We start from the raw sequence: 15862 nt of genomic DNA on the forward strand, positions 1-15862 counted from the left end.
ATCGCCGCTGTCGAGCGTGTCGTCGGTTAGCTGATGACCGCTCCGAAGGTCGGCGCCGTGGTGGACCCGTTCCAGGCTCAGACGGTCTCCCCCGACGGCCGGGTCGCGCTCGCTCAGGTGAGCTACCTGGTCAAGGGTTTCGAACTCACGGCCGAGGACCGGCAGGCGCTGATGGCGTCGGCCAAGGTCGGGCAGCAGGCGGGTCTCGACGTCCAGTTCGGCGGCGATGCGGTCCAGGGCGCTCCGGCGACCGGCGCCACCGAAGGCCTCGGCGTCGCTGTCGCGGCCGTCGTGCTCGTCATCACCTTCGGTTCGCTGATCGCCGCCGGGATCCCGCTGCTGACCGCGCTCATCGGCGTCGGCATCGGCATGGCGGGCATCATGCTGGCCTCGGGCTCGCTCGAGCTGAACTCCAACACCCCGGTGCTCGCGCTGATGATCGGGCTCGCGGTCGGCATCGACTACGCGCTGTTCATCGTTTCGCGCTATCGGCACGAACTGGCGAACGGGCGAGAACCCGAGGAGGCGGCCGGGCGTGCCGCCGGCACCGCGGGTTCCGCCGTGGTGTTCGCCGGGCTGACCGTCATCATCGCGCTGGCGGGGCTGACCGTCATCGGCATCCCGTTCCTCGCCCAGATGGGCATCGCCGCCGCGATCACCGTCGCCATCGCCGTGCTCATCGCGCTCACCCTGCTGCCCGCCATCCTCGGTTTCGCCGGTAAGCGGGCGGCCGGTGGCCGTATCCGCGTCCGCCGCGCGGCGAGCGACACCACGCACGGCGAGCGCTGGGCCCGGTTCGTGGCCCGCCGCCGGGTGCCGGTGCTCGTGGCCGCGATCGCCGGGCTGGCGATCATCGCGCTGCCCGCGACCGGCATGCAGCTCGGCCTGCCCAACGACAGCACGGCCGCGCCGGAGTCGACCCAGCACAAGGCGTACGAGCTGGTCAGCCAGGGCTTCGGCGAAGGCGCGAACGGCCCGCTCATGGTCGTCGTCGACACCGGCACGAGCGGTAACCGGCAGCAGGCGCTGGCCGACGCCGCGGCCCGGATCGCCAAGCTCCCGGACGTCGCGGCGGTCACCCCGCCGAAGGTCAATCCGTCGGGCGACACGGCGCTGCTGACGGTGATCCCGAAGAGCGGTCCGAGCAGCAAGCAGACCGAGGACCTGGTGTCCGCGATCCGCGCGCAGTCGGGCCAGTTGCGGAGCACGACCGGCGCGAGCCTCGCGGTGACCGGGCAGACGGCGGCGAACATCGACGTCTCGGAGAAGCTGTCCGACGCGATGCTGCCGTATCTGGCGCTGATCGTCGGGCTCGCGTTCATCCTGCTGATGCTGGTGTTCCGCTCGGTCGTGGTGCCGCTGAAGGCGACGCTCGGCTTCCTCGGCTCAGTGGTGGCGACGTTCGGCGCGGTGGTCGCGGTGTTCCAGTGGGGCTGGCTGAACGACCTGCTCGGCGTGGCCTCGACCGGTCCGATCATGAGCATGCTGCCGATCCTCTTGATCGGCGTCCTGTTCGGCCTGGCAATGGACTACCAGGTCTTCCTGGTGACCCGCATGCGCGAAGAGCACGTACACGGCGCCGACCCCCAGCAGGCAATGGTGACCGGCTTCCGCCACGGCTCCCGCGTGGTCGTGGCCGCGGCGCTGATCATGATCAGCGTGTTCGCCGGGTTCGTACTGGCGGAGTCGACGCTGATCCAGTCCATCGGCTTCGCACTGGCCTTCGGCGTAATGATCGACGCATTCGTGGTCCGCATGACAATCGTCCCAGCAGTAATGTCCCTCCTCGGCAAAGGCGCCTGGTGGCTACCAAACTGGCTCGACAAGATCCTCCCGAACGTAGACGTAGAGGGCGAGCAACTCACCAAGCAGCTAGACACCCCAAACGACCCGGAGGACCGAAAGCTAGTCTCCTCCACCCGCTAAAAGTGTCATGAAAGGGTCTTTCAGGGCAAAAATTGCCCTGAAAGACCCTTTCATGACACTCGCCCCAACACACACAACAAAAACCCAACAACAGCAGTCCGCCCCAACCACAGCGTCTCCGCGAGCTTTGCGAGTGGAGACTTCACCGCCGCGCGCCCTCTTTCAGGCCCGCCAGGGCCTCCCAACTCGCGACGGCAGGTCGCCCCCCTACAAACAAAAGCCGCACCTACGCTGGAAGTCAGGGGCGACCTGGCGGCGCGAGTTTGTAAGCGCGCTGGCCAAAAAACACAGGCTTCTAGCCGCACCTCAGGACGCAACCAAAAACTACCCGTTCAACCAGACAACAGCCCCGCCAACAGCCAGCACAGCAGCCACCCCCAGCAACCCGGCCATGAACTTGGCCGTCTTCCAAGTCGTGTATACCCCGCCGATCAGGAACCCGCCGAGCGCGAGCAGCAGGACCGCGACCACTTCCTTGCTCACAGCACACCTTTCGTGGACGGAATCCCGCCCGCACGCGGATCCGGCTCGGTCGCCGCCCGCAACGCCCTGGCGACAGCCTTGTACTCGGCCTCGGCGATGTGGTGCGGATCCCGGCCGTGCAGCACGCGAACGTGCAGTGCGATCTGGGCGTGGAACGACAGCGAGTCGAACACATGCCGCGTCAGCACGAACGGGTAGTTGCCGCCGATGGTAAAAGCGTTGAACTGCTCCGGCTCCCCGAGATGCACGCAATACGGCCGCCCGGAGACGTCGATGGCGGCGTGGGCGAGGGTCTCGTCCATCGGGATCCACGCGTCGCCGAACCGGCGGATGCCGCTTTTGTCGCCCAGTGCCTGGCGCAGTGCCTGGCCGAGCACGATCGCGGTGTCCTCGACGACGTGGTGCGCGTCGATGTGGAGGTCGCCGGTCGCCTCGACTTTGAGGTCCAGCGAGCCGTGCACGCCGAACGCGGTGAGCATGTGGTCGTAGAACGGGACCCCGGTGGAGATCTCGACCTGCCCGGTGCCGTCCAGGTCCAGCTGGACGGAGATGGCGGACTCTTTGGTGGTGCGATCCACCTTGCCGATACGGCTCATCGCGGCACTTCCTTGCTCGCCTCGAGAAAGGCGTCGTTCTCTTCGGGCGTCCCGATGCTCACCCGCAGGTGGGCCTCGATACCGACGTCCCTGATCAGTACACCTTTGTCCACATAGGACTTCCAACTGGCGGGCGCGTCCTCGAACCGTCCGAACAGGACGAAGTTGGCGTCACTCGGCACCGGGGTAAACCCCAGACCCAGCAACGATTCCACCACCCTGTCACGCTCGGCGGCGAGCTTCGCGACCGAGCCGAGAGTGGCGTCGGCGTGACGCAACGCGGCACGCGCGGCGGCCTGCGTCAGGCTCGAGAGGTGGTACGGCAGCCGGACGAGCTGCAGCGCGTCGACGACGGCGGGCGCGGCGGCGAGATATCCGAGCCGTCCGCCGGCGAAGGCGAACGCCTTGCTCATGGTGCGCGAAACGATCAGCTTCGCCGGGTACTCCTCGAGCAGCGCGACGGCGCTGGGCTGCGAAGAGAACTCCGCGTACGCCTCGTCGACCACCACGACGCCCGGCGCCTCGTCGAGCACGCCGCGCAGCTCGACGAGCGGGATCGACCCGCCCGTGGGGTTGTTGGGGCTGGTGACGAACACGACGTCCGGGCGGCGCTCGCGCACGAGCTCCGCGGCCCGCGCGGTGTCGAGGGAGAAGTCCGCGCGGCGCGGCGCGGGCACCCAGTCCGTGCGGGTCCCGGCGGCGATGATCGGGTGCATCGAGTACGACGGCTCGAAGCCGAGCGCCGACCGGCCGGGGCCGCCGAAGGCCTGGAGGATCTGCTGCAGGATCTCGTTGGATCCGTTGGCGGCCCACACATTCGCCTCGCTGAGCACCACGCGCGTCGACACCGTGAGATAGTCCGCGAGGTCCTGGCGCAATGCCACGGCGTCCCGATCCGGGTACCGGTGCAGCGAGGCCGCCTCGCGCCGGATCGCGTCGGCGACGTCGTCGACGAGCGCGGCGGGCGGCGGGTACGGGTTTTCGTTGGTGTTGAGCCGCACCGGCACGTCCAGCTGCGGCGCGCCGTACGGGGTCTTGCCCCGCAGGTCCTCGCGCAGCGGCAGCTGGCCGAGCGTGACATCCTCACCCGGGATCATGAGCGCTCCCCTTCGAACCGCGCCGTGACGGCCTCGCCGTGCGCGGGCAGATCCTCGGCGTTGGCGAGCGCGACGACGCGGCCCGCGATCTCGCGCAACGCTTCCTCGTTGTAGTCGATCACGTGGATGCCCTTGAGGAAGCTCTGCACCGACAGGCCCGAGGAGTGCCGCGCGAACCCGCCGGTCGGCAGGACGTGGTTCGATCCGGCGCAGTAGTCGCCGAGCGAGACCGGCGCGTACGCCCCGACGAAGATCGCCCCGGCGTTGCGCACGCGAGCGGCGACCGCGCGGGCGTCGGCGGTCTGGATCTCCAGGTGCTCGGCCGCGTAGGCGTCCACGACACGGAGCCCGTCATCCACAGTGGACACCAGGATGACGCCGGACTGCTTGCCGCCCAAGGCTTCCGAGACCCGCTCGGTGTGCTTGGTGGCGGCGACCCGGCCGGCCAGCTCGCCGTCCACCGCGTCCGCGAGTGCCTCGGAGGTGGTGACAAGGACACTGGCGGCGAGCGGGTCGTGCTCGGCCTGGCTGATCAGATCGGCCGCGACGTGCGCCGGGTCGGCGGTTTCGTCGGCGAGGATCGCGATCTCGGTCGGGCCGGCCTCGGAGTCGATGCCGATGATGCCGCGCAGCATCCGCTTGGCGGCGGTGAGGTAGATGTTGCCGGGCCCGGTGACGAGGTCGACCGGCGTCAGTTCGCCGCCGTCGGTGTCCGTACCGCCGTAGGCCATCAGGGCGACGGCCTGGGCGCCACCGGCGGCCCAGACCTCCTCGACGCCGAGCAGCGCGGCGGCCGCGAGGATCGTCGGGTGCGGAAGGCCGCCGAACGCGGCCTGTGGCGGCGAGCACACCACGATCGAGGTAACCCCGGCGAGCTGCGCGGGGACGACGTTCATCACGACCGTCGACGGGTACACGGCGAGACCGCCGGGCGCGTAGAGCCCGACGCGCTCGACGGGCACCCAGCGCTCCGTGACGGTGCCTCCGTCGACCACCTGGGTCGTGACGTCCTGGCGGCGCTGCTCGCTGTGCACCTTGCGGGCACGGGCGATCGACTCCTCCAGCGCGGCGCGCACGGCCGGGTCGAGCGCGTCCAGCGCCTGGGAAAGGTGCGCGACAGGCACGCGGATCCGCTCGGGGCGGACCTTGTCGAACCGCTCGGCGTACTCGAGCACGGCCTCGACCCCGCGGGCGCGCACCGCCTCGACCACCGGCCGCACCTGATGCAGCGCCGCGTCCACGTCGTACTCGGCGCGCGGCAGCGTGGCGCGCAGTTCGGCGGCGGACGGGACCTGCCCACGCAGGTCGGTGCGGTTCAGCATGGGTCCAGGGTACGAGGTGACCTCATCGCGCCACGCGGGGATACTCGGTGGCGACCACCGTCCCACCATCAGGGAGGCCTCGTGCCCCGTATCGGGTTGTGCCAGCTCACCGCGAGCGACGATCCCGAAGCCAATCTGAAGCTCATCCGCGAGGGCGTGGCCGCCACGGCGGCGGACGGCGCGCGGATCGTGGTCTTCCCGGAGGCGTCGATGGCCAGGTTCGGCAGCCCCCTCAAGCCGATCGCGGAGCCACTGGACGGCCCGTGGGCGAGCGCGGTGGCCGCGATCGCCGAGGAGCACGGCGTCCTGGTGGTGGCCGGGATGTTCACCCCCGCGCCCGACGGCCGGGTCCGCAACACCCTCCTGATCACCGGCGCCGGGCACCACCTCGGCTACGACAAGATCCACCTCTACGACGCCTTCGGTTTCGCCGAGTCCGACACCGTCGCCCCTGGCACGGAACGCCGCACGTTCGACATCGACGGCACCGTGTTCGGCGTCGCGACCTGTTACGACACCCGCTTCCCGGAACTGTTCCGCGCGCTGGCCGACGACGGCGCCGACATCGTGCTGGTGCCGACGTCCTGGGGAGCGGGCGAGGGCAAACGTGACCAGTGGGAGGTGCTGGTGCGCGCCAGGGCGCTGGACTCGGGCTGCTGGGTCGTCGGCTGCGGCCAGGCGGATCCCGCGGCCAGCGGGACCTCGGTGAACCCGAAGGCCCCCACGGGGATCGGCTGTTCGACGGTCGCCGACGGGTTCGGGCGGATTCACACCCAGCTGGGCGCCGGGCCGGAGACGGTGGTCGTCGACCTCGACCCGGGTGTCGCCGCGGCGGCCCGCGGGGCGACCGGAGCGCTGGCCAACCGACGACTGCGCTGACTGCGTGGCCCCGCTCGTCCGCTCCAGAAGTCCCTGAAGCCACCATGAGGGCGTCTAAGTCCCTCATGGTGGCCTTCAGGGGCACGGGTTTCGGGCGAGTGCCGGTGGCAAGGAACGGACCGTTTATCGCAGGAGGCCCTCGCGGATGGCCACGCGGACGAAACCGGCTCGTCTGCGCTCGCCGGTCTTGTCGCGGATGCGATCCAGGTAGGAGCGGACCGTCCGGACGCTGATGCAGAGGATCTCGGCGACGTCGACGTCGCGTTCGCCCGCGGCCACCAGGCGGAGAACCTGTTTCTCACGCTCGGAAAGGACGATCTTGGGCCCGGCGTGGCGGTCCTCGCTGTCCTGGATGATCATTCCGGCCAGTGTCGGGGACACGTAGGCGTTGTCCTCCGCGATGGTGCGGATCGCGCGCAGGAGCTCGTCGCCGTCGACGTCCTTCGACAGGAAGCCCTTGGCCCCGGCCTGCATCGCGCCGAGCACCTCGGGCTGCTCGGCGTGGGCCGAGACCACCAGCACCTTGTGGCCCATCTGGCCGACCTCCAGCACCGCGGCGGCGTCGGCGACCCCGCGCAGCTTGAGGTCGAGCACGATCACGCTGCCGGGGGGCTGGTTCTGCACGGCGAAGCGGGCGACGGAGTCGGCCACCGCGCCGAGTTCGATGTCCTCGGCCTCGGTCAGGACCCTCGCGACCGCGTCGCGGTAGAGGGGGTGGTCCTCGATCACGCCGACGTGGATCCGCGTGCCGTCCGCGGCGTTCACCGGCGGCCTTCGTAGCGTGCCGGGTCCTGTTTCGAGCCGGGGGGCGCCGCTCTGCCCGCCAGGTCGCCGGAGGCTCCCGCGAGGCCGAGGCGGATGGCCACCCGGACCAGGCCGGGGCGGCGGCGTTCGCCGGTCTTGTCGCGGATGCGGTCGAGGTAGCCGCGGACGGTGCGGACACCGATGCCGAGGACGCGCGCGATGTCGACGTCGCGTTCGCCGGCCGCGACCAGGCGCAGGACCTGCTGCTCGCGGGCGGACAGTTCGACCTCGGGACGGGCCGGGCGGCGGTCGCCCGCGTTGTCCTGCATGATCATTCCGGCGACGACGGCGGAGACGTACGCCCGGCCCTCGGCCACCGTGCGGATGGCGGTCAGCAGCTCGTCGACGTCGACGAGCTTGGACACGAAGCCCTTCGCACCGGCGGCGATCGCGGCGAGCACCTGTTCGGGGTCCGCCTGCGCCGAGACGACCAGGACGTGGTGGCCCAGTTCGCAGACCTCGAGCACGGCCGCGGGGCCGTGCACGCCGGGCAGGCCGAGATCGAGCAGGACCACGCTGCCCGCGGGCTGCTCCCGCACGTGGAACCGGGCGACGGAGTCGACGACGGCGCCGAGTTCGATGCCCTCGGCCTCCTGGAGCACCCTGGCGATGGCCTGGCTGTACAACGGGTGATCCTCGATCACCGCGACCATGATCCGGCCGGCTTCCACCCGGTCTCCCGTGTCCTCGTGCGGCCTTGCCTTCGTTTGCACTGTCTCCGCTTGCATCTGCATTGACCCGTTCACCCCGTTCCGGCCGAGGGCGCGAGCTGGGCGGCCGCGGCCGGATCCAGCGCGGGTCCCGTCGGCACGAGTGCCAGCAAACCACCCGAAACCGGTTGCCTGGCCACCGAACCGTAGCCGAGCGAGGCCAACGCCATGGCGTTCACCACCGGGTACTTCATCCCCATGTCCGTAACCAGGTAGACGGTTCCCGACCCGCTTTCCGTTACCACCGCGCCCCCCGAAGGTGGGACGAACACCTCGTCGGCCACTCGCGCGTCCGCGCGGGTGCGCACCGGGATCGTCTTGCCGCCATCGGGCAGCGGCACCTGGGCGGAGACCAGTATGCGCGCCGAAGCGCCGGTTCCCAGCGCGCAAAGGGTTACCGCGTTGCCGGTCACCGGCGCCTTGGCCGGGATGCGGTCCGGGTAGTCGGCCGGATCGGCGCCGCCGCCGGGCCGGGGCCGGACGAGTTTCGGCACCGCCGCGACGTCGGCGGCGCGGACCGGCACGGGTCCAGGCCTGCCCTGATAGGCGTCGGCGTTGGCAGGCGTGGTGACCAGCAAGCTCGCCAGCGTCTGCCCGACCGGCTCGAGCCCCTCGGCCCGGACCAGGTAATAGGACGTGGCGTCGGCGGCCGAGGCCATCGCGTCCACCACGCCGAGGACCTCACCGACGCGGGTGGCCGTGCCGCCGACCCTCGGCCCTGGCTGCCCGGCGTCGTCGACGGGCAGGTAGCCGAGGTCGCGTCCGGCGGGGACCGTGTTGATCCACCGCGCCGACACCGCGATCGCCGGATAGCGGTCGAACTGCAACGTGGTCGCCGCTTCGGCGCTGAGCCGGTAGCGGCGGCCCGCCGAGACGAGGTAGCGCTCGCCGCTGGGCAGGCGGACGATGATCCCCTGGTCGCGGGGAAGCTCGAAGCCGCCAGTGGGAGCGCCGAGCAGCACCGAAGACGTCGGTTCGGCCGACGACGGCGCGTCCTGGCTGGTGCGGGAGCAGCTCGACCAGGGCGTGGTGACGAGCCCGGCGGCGGGCGGCAGCGAGTCGGGGGCGCCCGCGATGCCGATCTGGGCGCCGCGGGGCGCCTTGCCGAGGTCGCCCGCCGACACGGTCACCGTCGCGTCGCCCGCGCCGCCGGCCAGCAACCGGGCCGAGGCGTAGTTGAGCACCGGGTGCAGGGCGTTGTCCTGCCCGAGGATGAACCGGGCGCCGGTGCTCTCCTCGACGATCACCTTGCCCCCGGCGAGCCAGTCCTTGCCGCCGGAGGGTTTGAGCAGCCCGATCACGCCGAACGCGGCGGTCACCAGCACCGCGACGGCGAGGCCGAGCGCGATGCCGAGCACCAGCCTGCGGTTCGGGGCCACCGGGTGGTTGGCATCGGCGGCGACGAGCGCGGAAACCAGCCTGCGGCGGAGAAACTGGTACGCCTGGATCTGGTCCCGCTGCGTCCACACGCCGCTGTACTCCCCGGAGTTCGCAAGTCCACGTTCGAGTGACCGAATGGTAGGAGCGGGAAATACCAGCAGTGAGGGTATTTTTTACGCCCACACGCGCGCGGGCAGTGGATAGCGTCGTCGGCGGGCTCGTGGAAGGGGAAAATCGTGTCCGTCGACGCTCGCGTGGCCACTCCGGGGACAGGGTTCCCCGAGCAGGCGCCACCGACCTCCACCGAAGCAGGACAGGCCGAACCCGAAAAGACTGCAGGGGCGGCGAAAGCGCGGTGGCTGCTGCCGATCCGCCCCCTGCAGGCGGCGTTCTGGGAGATCGCGGGCATCGCGGTGCTGCTGGCGTACGTGCTGGACGGGGTCACCCAGCCGGTTCGGATCGCCGTCGCGTCGGTCGCGGGCGCGCTGATATCGGCCACCTCGCTCCGCTTCGCGGGCAAGCACACCTTCGGGTGGCTGCTCACCTGGATGGGTTACCGCCTGCGCCGCCACGACAGCCGGCGCGACAGCCCGGATCCACTGCACCGCGTCGCCGGTCCGGTGCGGGTGCGCCAGCATGTCGACCGGGCAGGGAACCGGTTCGGGGTGGCCGAGCTCGACGGCGGCTGGAGTGCGATCGTCCGGCTCACCCAGGGGCCGGGCGCGCCAGGGACGCTGACGGAGATCCTGCGCGAGCACTACCGCCGCGCCGACATCCCGCTCGCCGGCGCGCAACTGCTGACCTGGACGGTCCCCCGCGGCACCGGCGTGGTCAGGGTCCGCTGGCTCACCGTGCGCTACCGGCCCGAGGACGCCCCGATCGCCGCGCTGGCCCGTGGCGGCGGCGAACTCGGCGCCCTGCGGAGCACCGCCTGCGCCGCGCTGGGCCTGATGGGCTCGCTCGCCGAAGCCGGGTACGAAAGCACTGTGCTCGAAGCAGGCGAGCTGGCGAACGAACTACGCGTCGCACTCGGCGCGGGCGGCAGTGACGTGGACTGCGGTGTCGTGGACGGCTGGCGTTCGTGGAACGCGGGATCGTCGTCCCAGGTCTGCTGGGCGCCCCGGTCCGAGCAAGGACTCCCGCGCATCCTGGACCTCGCCGTGCCGGGAGCCGCTTTCACGGCGACCTCGTACACGCTGAGCCGCACCCCCGGCGGCAAGGAACGCAGTGAGGTGACCCTTCGCGTCGGCGCCCGGCCGGACGCCGCGGCACCCGGTGAGATCGGGATTTCGGTGGTCCCGTTGCACGGCAGGCACGCCGACGCGGTCCGCCGGACCCTGCCGCTGGCGCTGTGATCCGGCACCCGAACGACTGAGTGACAGGCGAGGTCGCACGAGCTGGCTTGCCGAGGATGGCAGGGGGAGCGAAGCCAGTAAGGCCGCGGCGATGGCCGCTGCCCGCGCTACGCGGCTGGGCGCTGTGGCAGCTGCCCAGACCCGGCCTCGCCGGTTACGTCCTGGCGGTCGATCTGGCCGCGCTCGCGGGTACCGCCGCGTTCTTCGTGACCAGCCCGGTCGGCTCCACCGACGTGTTCCCGTCCGTGGTGCTGGTGGTCGGCCTCGTGCTCGGCCGCTTCGGCGGGGAGGAGTTCGTCGTGCTCCTGCCGAACACCACCGGCCACCACGCGCTCGCGATCGCCGAACGCATCCGCGGCAGCGTCGCCGCCATCACCGTGCCCACCGGCGGGGACCTGCTCCAGAGCGTCACCGTCTCGATCGGCGTCGCCACCCATCCGGCCCACGGCGACTCACTCGACGAGGTTCTCGAAGCCGCGGATCACGCGCTGTACCAAGCCAAGACGGACGGCCGCAATCGCACCCGGGAAGCGCGGCGCGCAGGACTGCTGGAGCAGAGCAGCACTGACCGACTCGGCCAGAACTAGAGAGGTCCTAGCCGCGTACGGCTTCGTACACCCCGGCGATCATGCCGACGAACGGCACCAGCGCGAGCAGCGTGAGGAACTCGGAGATGTCCAGCAGCCTGCCCCAGTAGGGCGAACGCTGCCCGCGGGCGACGCGGGTGGCGTAGGCCAGGCAGACCACGGCCGCGAGCACGACCGCGAGTCCGGCGCAGAACACGGCCGTCCGGTCCCCACTGGCCGCGAGCCACACTCCGGCGCACAACAGTGCGACAGCGCCGAAAGAGACCAGCACGAGCCGTTGCACGCGGCCCGCGTAGGAACGCGATCGCAGCATCCAGGCGAGTCCGAGCAGCGCGGCGAGCCCCGCTTCCCACGGTCCGCCGGAGCCCGCCAGCACGATCGACGAGGCGACGACGGTGAGGCCGAGTGCCACGAGCAACCCGGTCAGCAGGGCCTGGGCGCGAGTGGTCCGGCCGACCATCTCGCTGCCGAGTGACGGCTGTTCGTTGGCACGGAAGGCAGCCATGTCGTCGGGCACCTTCGGCAGCGGGAGCTTGATCAGCCGCAGCGACAGCATCGGCGCGACCGCGGCCAGCGCGGTGGCGAGCACCGCGGCCACCGCCGCCGCGGACACCGGGCGGACGTCGGCGAGCAGCACCACCGCGGTGGTGATCGCGCCGAACCCGGCCGAGACGATCACCGCGACGAACAGCGGCAGCCGGTCGGCGACCGACACCGCGGCGAGCACGCCGTAGCTGGTGACCACGGCCAGACCCGCCGCGAGCGGACCGGCCGAAAGCGAGAAAAGCGGGTGGGGCGCCACGATCGACATCCCGGCCAGCAGCGCCGCGCCGACCCCGGCGAGCGCGCCCGCCGCACCGGCTTCGGCGTCGCCGTAAGCCCGGCTGAGCGCGCCGCCGCCGAGCAGCAGCACCAGTGCCAGCAACCCCGAGCCGATCGGGGCGAGCACGCTGCCGGAAGCGGCGGACTGCACGAGCAGTCCCCCGGCGAGCAGCAGCACGACCGAGGCCACGATGCCGGACCGGCGGGCGGTCTTCGGTCCCCAGCCGCCGGTCCCCGACTCCGCGACACTGGCGATCGAGTCGACGACGTCGTCGAACAGCAGCGGCCCGCGCGGGCGTTCACGCGGGGTCAGGTGCAGGACCTCACCGTCGCGCACCTGCGCGGCGGCGACGGTCAGGCCGAGCGCGAGCGGCGCACCGCCGAGCCGCGACAGCATCCAGCCGGGGTGTTCGGCCGACGCCTGCCCGGACGCCCCCGCCAGCCGCACGAGCTGCGGGACGAGCTCGGCGAACGTGCTCTGCTGGGGCAGCGCGACGTCCACCCGCGCCCGTGGCGTCACCACGGTGACCCGCCGGGTCGACCCCGCGATCGCGGCCGGAGCGCTCATGATCCTGATTCCCTTCGCCAGCATCGAACAACGGGACCACGGTCCCTTGATCTTTCGAGGTCGCGCGTTTTCGGCCGCCAGGTTACTGATCGCGCGATGAAAACACAGCGAATTTCGCGGAGCTGGCCTCGGCGAGCTTCTGCAGCCCGTTGTTCACGGCCTCCAGGACGATCTCGCCGAGGTTGCGCGCGTCGTACTGGCGCAGTGCCTTCGGGTCGATGTCGATCGAGGTGAACCGGCCGTCGCCGCGCAGCACGACGGTGACCTCGTTCTGCCGGGAGGCGCCCTTGACCTCCATCGCCTCGACCGTGCGCTGGATGCGCTGGACCTCGTCGGTCTGCCGCCGGACCTGCTCGAGCAGTTCGTCCATGTCCGGCATCGCGTACGGATCGGTGGTCACGGCGTTTCTCCTTCTTCGGTGGGAACATCCCGGCGGAGGCGGACAGTGCCCACGAACCGCTGGAAGTCTTCGGCGAGCTCGCGGGCCCGCCCTGGTGTCGCGGTACAGGCGATTTCGAGCACGATCCGGCCCGCCGGGTCCTGCGCGGGCACGGTCAGGTGCACCTGGGTCTGGACGAGGTCCAGACCTTCGCCGGTGCGCAGCCGCAGCACCTGGGTGAGGCCCGGCGCGCCTGCGTCGCCGACCTCCTGGCGGCTGACGACGTCGAGTCCCGCCATGGACCGGCCGAGCCGCTCGATGGCCTCGTCCGCGATCGCGGCGATCGTGGCGGCGTCGGGCCGCTGCCGGACGCTGAGCGTGATGTTGGGGATGAACTCGTCGTGCCCGCCCGCGTGCACCGCGACGAACACAGCGCCGGGCGCACCGGCCTTCGCCGGGTCGACCGGGGTCCAGCCCGCGGGGACGTCGAAGCCGAGCGGGAGGGAAACGGTGTCAGCCATCGGTCCTCACCAGGACCCGGCGTACTGGGCCGCGTCGTCCCAGGCCGCGCCGACGGCGTCGGCCGCCCCGGTCGCGGCGTGGCTCACGGCGTCGTAGGCGGCGCCGCCGTATTCCTCGGCGGTGTGCGCCATCTTCGGCAGGTCGATGTCGATCTTCGCGCCGACCCCGGCGCCGAGCCCGAACGCGACCCCGGCCTTGAAGTTGACCTTGATGTGCCCGGCGTCGTACACGGCCTGGCCGTCGAGCTGGGCGCCGAGGCCGTACTGCAGGGTGCCGTTCGCGCCGACGCCGAGGCCCGCGACGTCCGCCGCCACCTCGCCCTCGACCTTGCCGCCGACGAAGGCGTTCAGGTGCGCGCCGACGCCGTGCGCCCCGGCCTGCACCGCGCCGGTGACCTCGCCGCCGACGAACCCGGACACCTTCCCGCTGATCTCGGCGGGACCCCATTCCTTCTTGTCGCCGAGCTCGCCGTGCAGGCCGAGCTCGGCGTGGCCGGTGGCCTTGAGGTCCCAGCCCTGCGAGGAAAGCTTGGCGTCGTAGCCAGGGGTGAGGCCGTCCTGCTCGTGTTTCGTCTTCCAGTAGGTGATTTCGGTGTTGTTCCACGCCTTGTCCCGGAAACCCTCGGCCTCCGGACGGCCGAACGGGGTGTTCGCGGCCTTCGGCGCCCTGGTCCCCTGTAGCCCGTCCCAGGTGAGCTTCCGCCACTGGGAGTTGGCGAACCACGACGGGCTTTTGCGCTGGCGCTTGCTCCCGTTGAGGGGTTCGCCGTTGACCCAGTGCAGCGGCCCGGTGCCCCGCTTGCCGAGTTCGTGCTCGAGCCGCCCGGCGCCCTCCGGCGGGAACAGCTCGGCGAGGGCGTCGTCGAGCGCGTCCGCGGTCTCCTTCGCCGCCTCCGCGGCGCCTTCGCCGTACTCTCGCGCCGCCGAGATGAACGCGTTCACCGCACTCGCGTCGGCCGTGCGAGCCTGGCTGACGAGCTGCGCGGAGTACTGGTCGAACTGCTTGAGGATCGCGTCCACGCTGGCTTTCGCGGACCGCAGGGCACCGGCCGCGGTGCTCAGGCGCTGGGACTTGTCCCGCAGTTCGGTGGCGGTCTCGCCCAGCTCCTCGCCGAGTTTCCCCGCGGCGGTGGCGAACGCGGTGTACGCCGCGCCGTCCCAGTCGGCGTGCAGGCCGGTGGCCGACCGGGCGATCTCCTCGCCCTTGCCGGACACCGTCGCCGCCTGGGCCACGCACCGCTGGGCGGCCGCGCTCAGCGCGCCCGGGTCCCCGGTCACCCGCCGCTGGTACTCCACCAGCAGCTCGCGATAGCCGGCCAGGATCGACCTGACCGGGCCCGAGACGTCGACGATCCCCACCGCCTACCGGCCCTTCGCGGCGTCGGCGCCCGCGTCGATGTCGACATGTTGCTCGAAGTGTTTGCCGTTGTAGGTCAGGTCGACATCGATGTCGAGGTCCTGGCCACCGGGGGCGGTGACCGTCGACTGACCGGTCGTGAGGTCCGTCGTGATGGTCACCTGGCCCGCGCCGACACCCACGGGTGCGGGGACCGGGGCCGGAGCGGGGGTGGTGCCGGTGGTGGGGTGGTCCACCGCGATCCAGCTGTTGGCGGGGTCGCTCGCCGAGCTCGGCCAGGTACCCGAGCCGGAGCCGGACCCCGCGCCGCCGCCGGTGAGGGCGGGCGGCTGGTAGTCGGTGAACGACGGCGCCTGGCCGGGGGTGCCGCCGCCCTGTCCCCCGATGGCCTGCTGGCCGGTCGGGCTGGCGACCGTGGCCGGGGCCCGCGGGGCGGTGACCGGCGACCCCGCGACGCCGGCGTTCCCGCCCGCGGGCACCGAACCGGTCTGGCCGGAGTCGTGCCCGAACAGCTTCTGGATCTCGCCGATGATCTGGCCGAGCTGGCTGATCTGCTTGGCCAGGTCCACCGCGCCGAGCGCCTTGAGCAGCACGCCGATCGCGGTGATGAACGCCTTGAGCGACGCGCTGGTCGCGGTCGACAACGCGACCGCCGCGCCGTAGGTCCACCAGTTGGACATCAGCGCGGCGACCGTGGGATTGACCGCGGAGACGACCGCCCGGTACGCCTCCTGCGCGGTCTTGATCAGGGTGCCGGACACCCCCAGGAGTTCGGCACCCTGCTGCACGGCCTGGATGATCTTGGTGAGCTGGTCGAGCGAATCGCTGATCTTCTTCAGCGCCGAGTCCGAGGCCGAGCCGGACCAGATCTTCGAGAGCTGCTCGGCCGCCTTCGTCATGTCGTTGTAGACGCTGAGGAACTTGGCGGCCTGGCTCGCGAGCTCCAGGACGTGCTTGGCGATCTGCTCCGGCTGGCCGGTGACGATCTGCGGCAGCATGGTGATCGGCCCGCCCGAGGACGCGGTCGCGTCCATCGCACTGGAATTGGGGAACGTCAGCATGGGACCTCTCGCTTC

16 protein-coding genes are annotated in these 15862 nt (G+C 71.3%); 4 read left to right on the top strand and 12 right to left on the bottom strand.

Going from position 1 to position 15862, the window contains the following annotated elements; all coding sequences use genetic code 11:
• Positions 1-33: 33 nt before the first annotated feature.
• Positions 34-1926, top strand: a complete 1893-nt coding sequence (locus QMK34_RS23865) for an MMPL family transporter (RefSeq protein WP_442785197.1) — start codon at positions 34-36, stop codon at positions 1924-1926.
• A gap of 324 nt (positions 1927-2250) precedes the next feature.
• Here QMK34_RS23865 and QMK34_RS23870 read toward each other — a convergent pair whose 3' ends face one another.
• Genes QMK34_RS23870 through hisD form a run of 4 tightly spaced genes read right to left on the bottom strand, consistent with a single transcriptional unit; the run spans position 2251 to position 5424 of the window.
• Positions 2251-2409 (bottom strand): hypothetical protein, encoded by a 159-nt coding sequence (locus tag QMK34_RS23870; protein ID WP_326416514.1) that lies wholly within the window; start codon positions 2407-2409, stop codon positions 2251-2253.
• Positions 2406-3005, bottom strand: a complete 600-nt coding sequence (gene hisB, locus QMK34_RS23875; protein WP_326416515.1) for an imidazoleglycerol-phosphate dehydratase HisB — start codon at positions 3003-3005, stop codon at positions 2406-2408. Before hisB ends, QMK34_RS23870 begins: the two co-directional genes overlap by 4 nt.
• Positions 3002-4102: a histidinol-phosphate transaminase gene (locus QMK34_RS23880; protein WP_326416516.1), complete on the bottom strand. Its 1101-nt coding sequence runs from the start codon at positions 4100-4102 to the stop codon at positions 3002-3004. The genes hisB and QMK34_RS23880 overlap by 4 nt, the downstream gene beginning before the upstream one ends.
• Positions 4099-5424 (bottom strand): histidinol dehydrogenase, encoded by a 1326-nt coding sequence (gene hisD, locus QMK34_RS23885; protein ID WP_326416517.1) that lies wholly within the window; start codon positions 5422-5424, stop codon positions 4099-4101. Before hisD ends, QMK34_RS23880 begins: the two co-directional genes overlap by 4 nt.
• An 81-nt stretch (positions 5425-5505) precedes the next feature.
• On the opposite strand from hisD, the gene QMK34_RS23890 reads away from it, so the two are divergent.
• Positions 5506-6303, top strand: a complete 798-nt coding sequence (locus tag QMK34_RS23890; RefSeq protein WP_326416518.1) for a carbon-nitrogen hydrolase family protein — start codon at positions 5506-5508, stop codon at positions 6301-6303.
• A gap of 123 nt (positions 6304-6426) precedes the next feature.
• Here the strand turns inward: QMK34_RS23890 and QMK34_RS23895 are convergent, their stop codons facing one another.
• The 3 genes from QMK34_RS23895 to eccB form a co-directional block, all read right to left on the bottom strand.
• On the bottom strand, positions 6427-7068 hold the full coding sequence (locus QMK34_RS23895; protein ID WP_326416519.1) for a response regulator transcription factor: 642 nt from the start codon (positions 7066-7068) through the stop codon (positions 6427-6429).
• Positions 7065-7760: a response regulator transcription factor gene (locus tag QMK34_RS23900; RefSeq protein WP_326416570.1), complete on the bottom strand. Its 696-nt coding sequence runs from the start codon at positions 7758-7760 to the stop codon at positions 7065-7067. Before QMK34_RS23900 ends, QMK34_RS23895 begins: the two co-directional genes overlap by 4 nt.
• A gap of 89 nt (positions 7761-7849) precedes the next feature.
• The gene (gene eccB, locus QMK34_RS23905) at positions 7850-9286 is read right to left on the bottom strand and encodes a type VII secretion protein EccB (protein ID WP_326416520.1); all 1437 of its coding nucleotides are present in this window, start codon (positions 9284-9286) and stop codon (positions 7850-7852) included.
• 147 nt (positions 9287-9433) lie between these two features.
• Between eccB and QMK34_RS23910 the strand changes: the two genes are divergently transcribed.
• Positions 9434-10552 carry a type VII secretion protein EccE gene (locus QMK34_RS23910; protein ID WP_442785198.1) on the top strand — a complete coding sequence of 373 codons (1119 nt, stop codon included), beginning with the start codon at positions 9434-9436 and terminating at the stop codon, positions 10550-10552.
• Positions 10553-10608: 56 nt separating this feature from the next.
• Complete coding sequence (locus QMK34_RS23915; protein ID WP_326416521.1) at positions 10609-11139, top strand: GGDEF domain-containing protein; 531 nt, start codon at positions 10609-10611, stop codon at positions 11137-11139.
• A 7-nt stretch (positions 11140-11146) separates the two neighbouring features.
• On the opposite strand, the gene eccD is transcribed toward QMK34_RS23915, so the two are convergent.
• The 5 genes from eccD to QMK34_RS23940 all read right to left on the bottom strand — a co-directional run bounded on the left by eccD (position 11147) and on the right by QMK34_RS23940 (position 15847).
• Entirely contained in the window at positions 11147-12529 is a 1383-nt protein-coding gene (gene eccD, locus QMK34_RS23920) for a type VII secretion integral membrane protein EccD (protein ID WP_326416522.1), read from the bottom strand.
• An 82-nt stretch (positions 12530-12611) separates the two neighbouring features.
• Positions 12612-12929 (bottom strand): YbaB/EbfC family nucleoid-associated protein, encoded by a 318-nt coding sequence (locus QMK34_RS23925; protein WP_326416523.1) that lies wholly within the window; start codon positions 12927-12929, stop codon positions 12612-12614.
• The gene (locus QMK34_RS23930; protein WP_326416524.1) at positions 12926-13429 is read right to left on the bottom strand and encodes a hypothetical protein; all 504 of its coding nucleotides are present in this window, start codon (positions 13427-13429) and stop codon (positions 12926-12928) included. Before QMK34_RS23930 ends, QMK34_RS23925 begins: the two co-directional genes overlap by 4 nt.
• A 6-nt stretch (positions 13430-13435) precedes the next feature.
• Positions 13436-14782: a WXG100 family type VII secretion target gene (locus QMK34_RS23935; RefSeq protein WP_326416572.1), complete on the bottom strand. Its 1347-nt coding sequence runs from the start codon at positions 14780-14782 to the stop codon at positions 13436-13438.
• A gap of 9 nt (positions 14783-14791) precedes the next feature.
• Positions 14792-15847, bottom strand: a complete 1056-nt coding sequence (locus QMK34_RS23940) for a WXG100 family type VII secretion target (protein ID WP_326416525.1) — start codon at positions 15845-15847, stop codon at positions 14792-14794.
• Positions 15848-15862 lie beyond the last annotated feature (15 nt).

Origin of the sequence: Amycolatopsis sp. H20-H5 (assembly GCF_035828755.1) — a bacterium.
In the GTDB taxonomy this organism is placed as follows: Bacteria; Actinomycetota; Actinomycetes; order Mycobacteriales; family Pseudonocardiaceae; genus Amycolatopsis.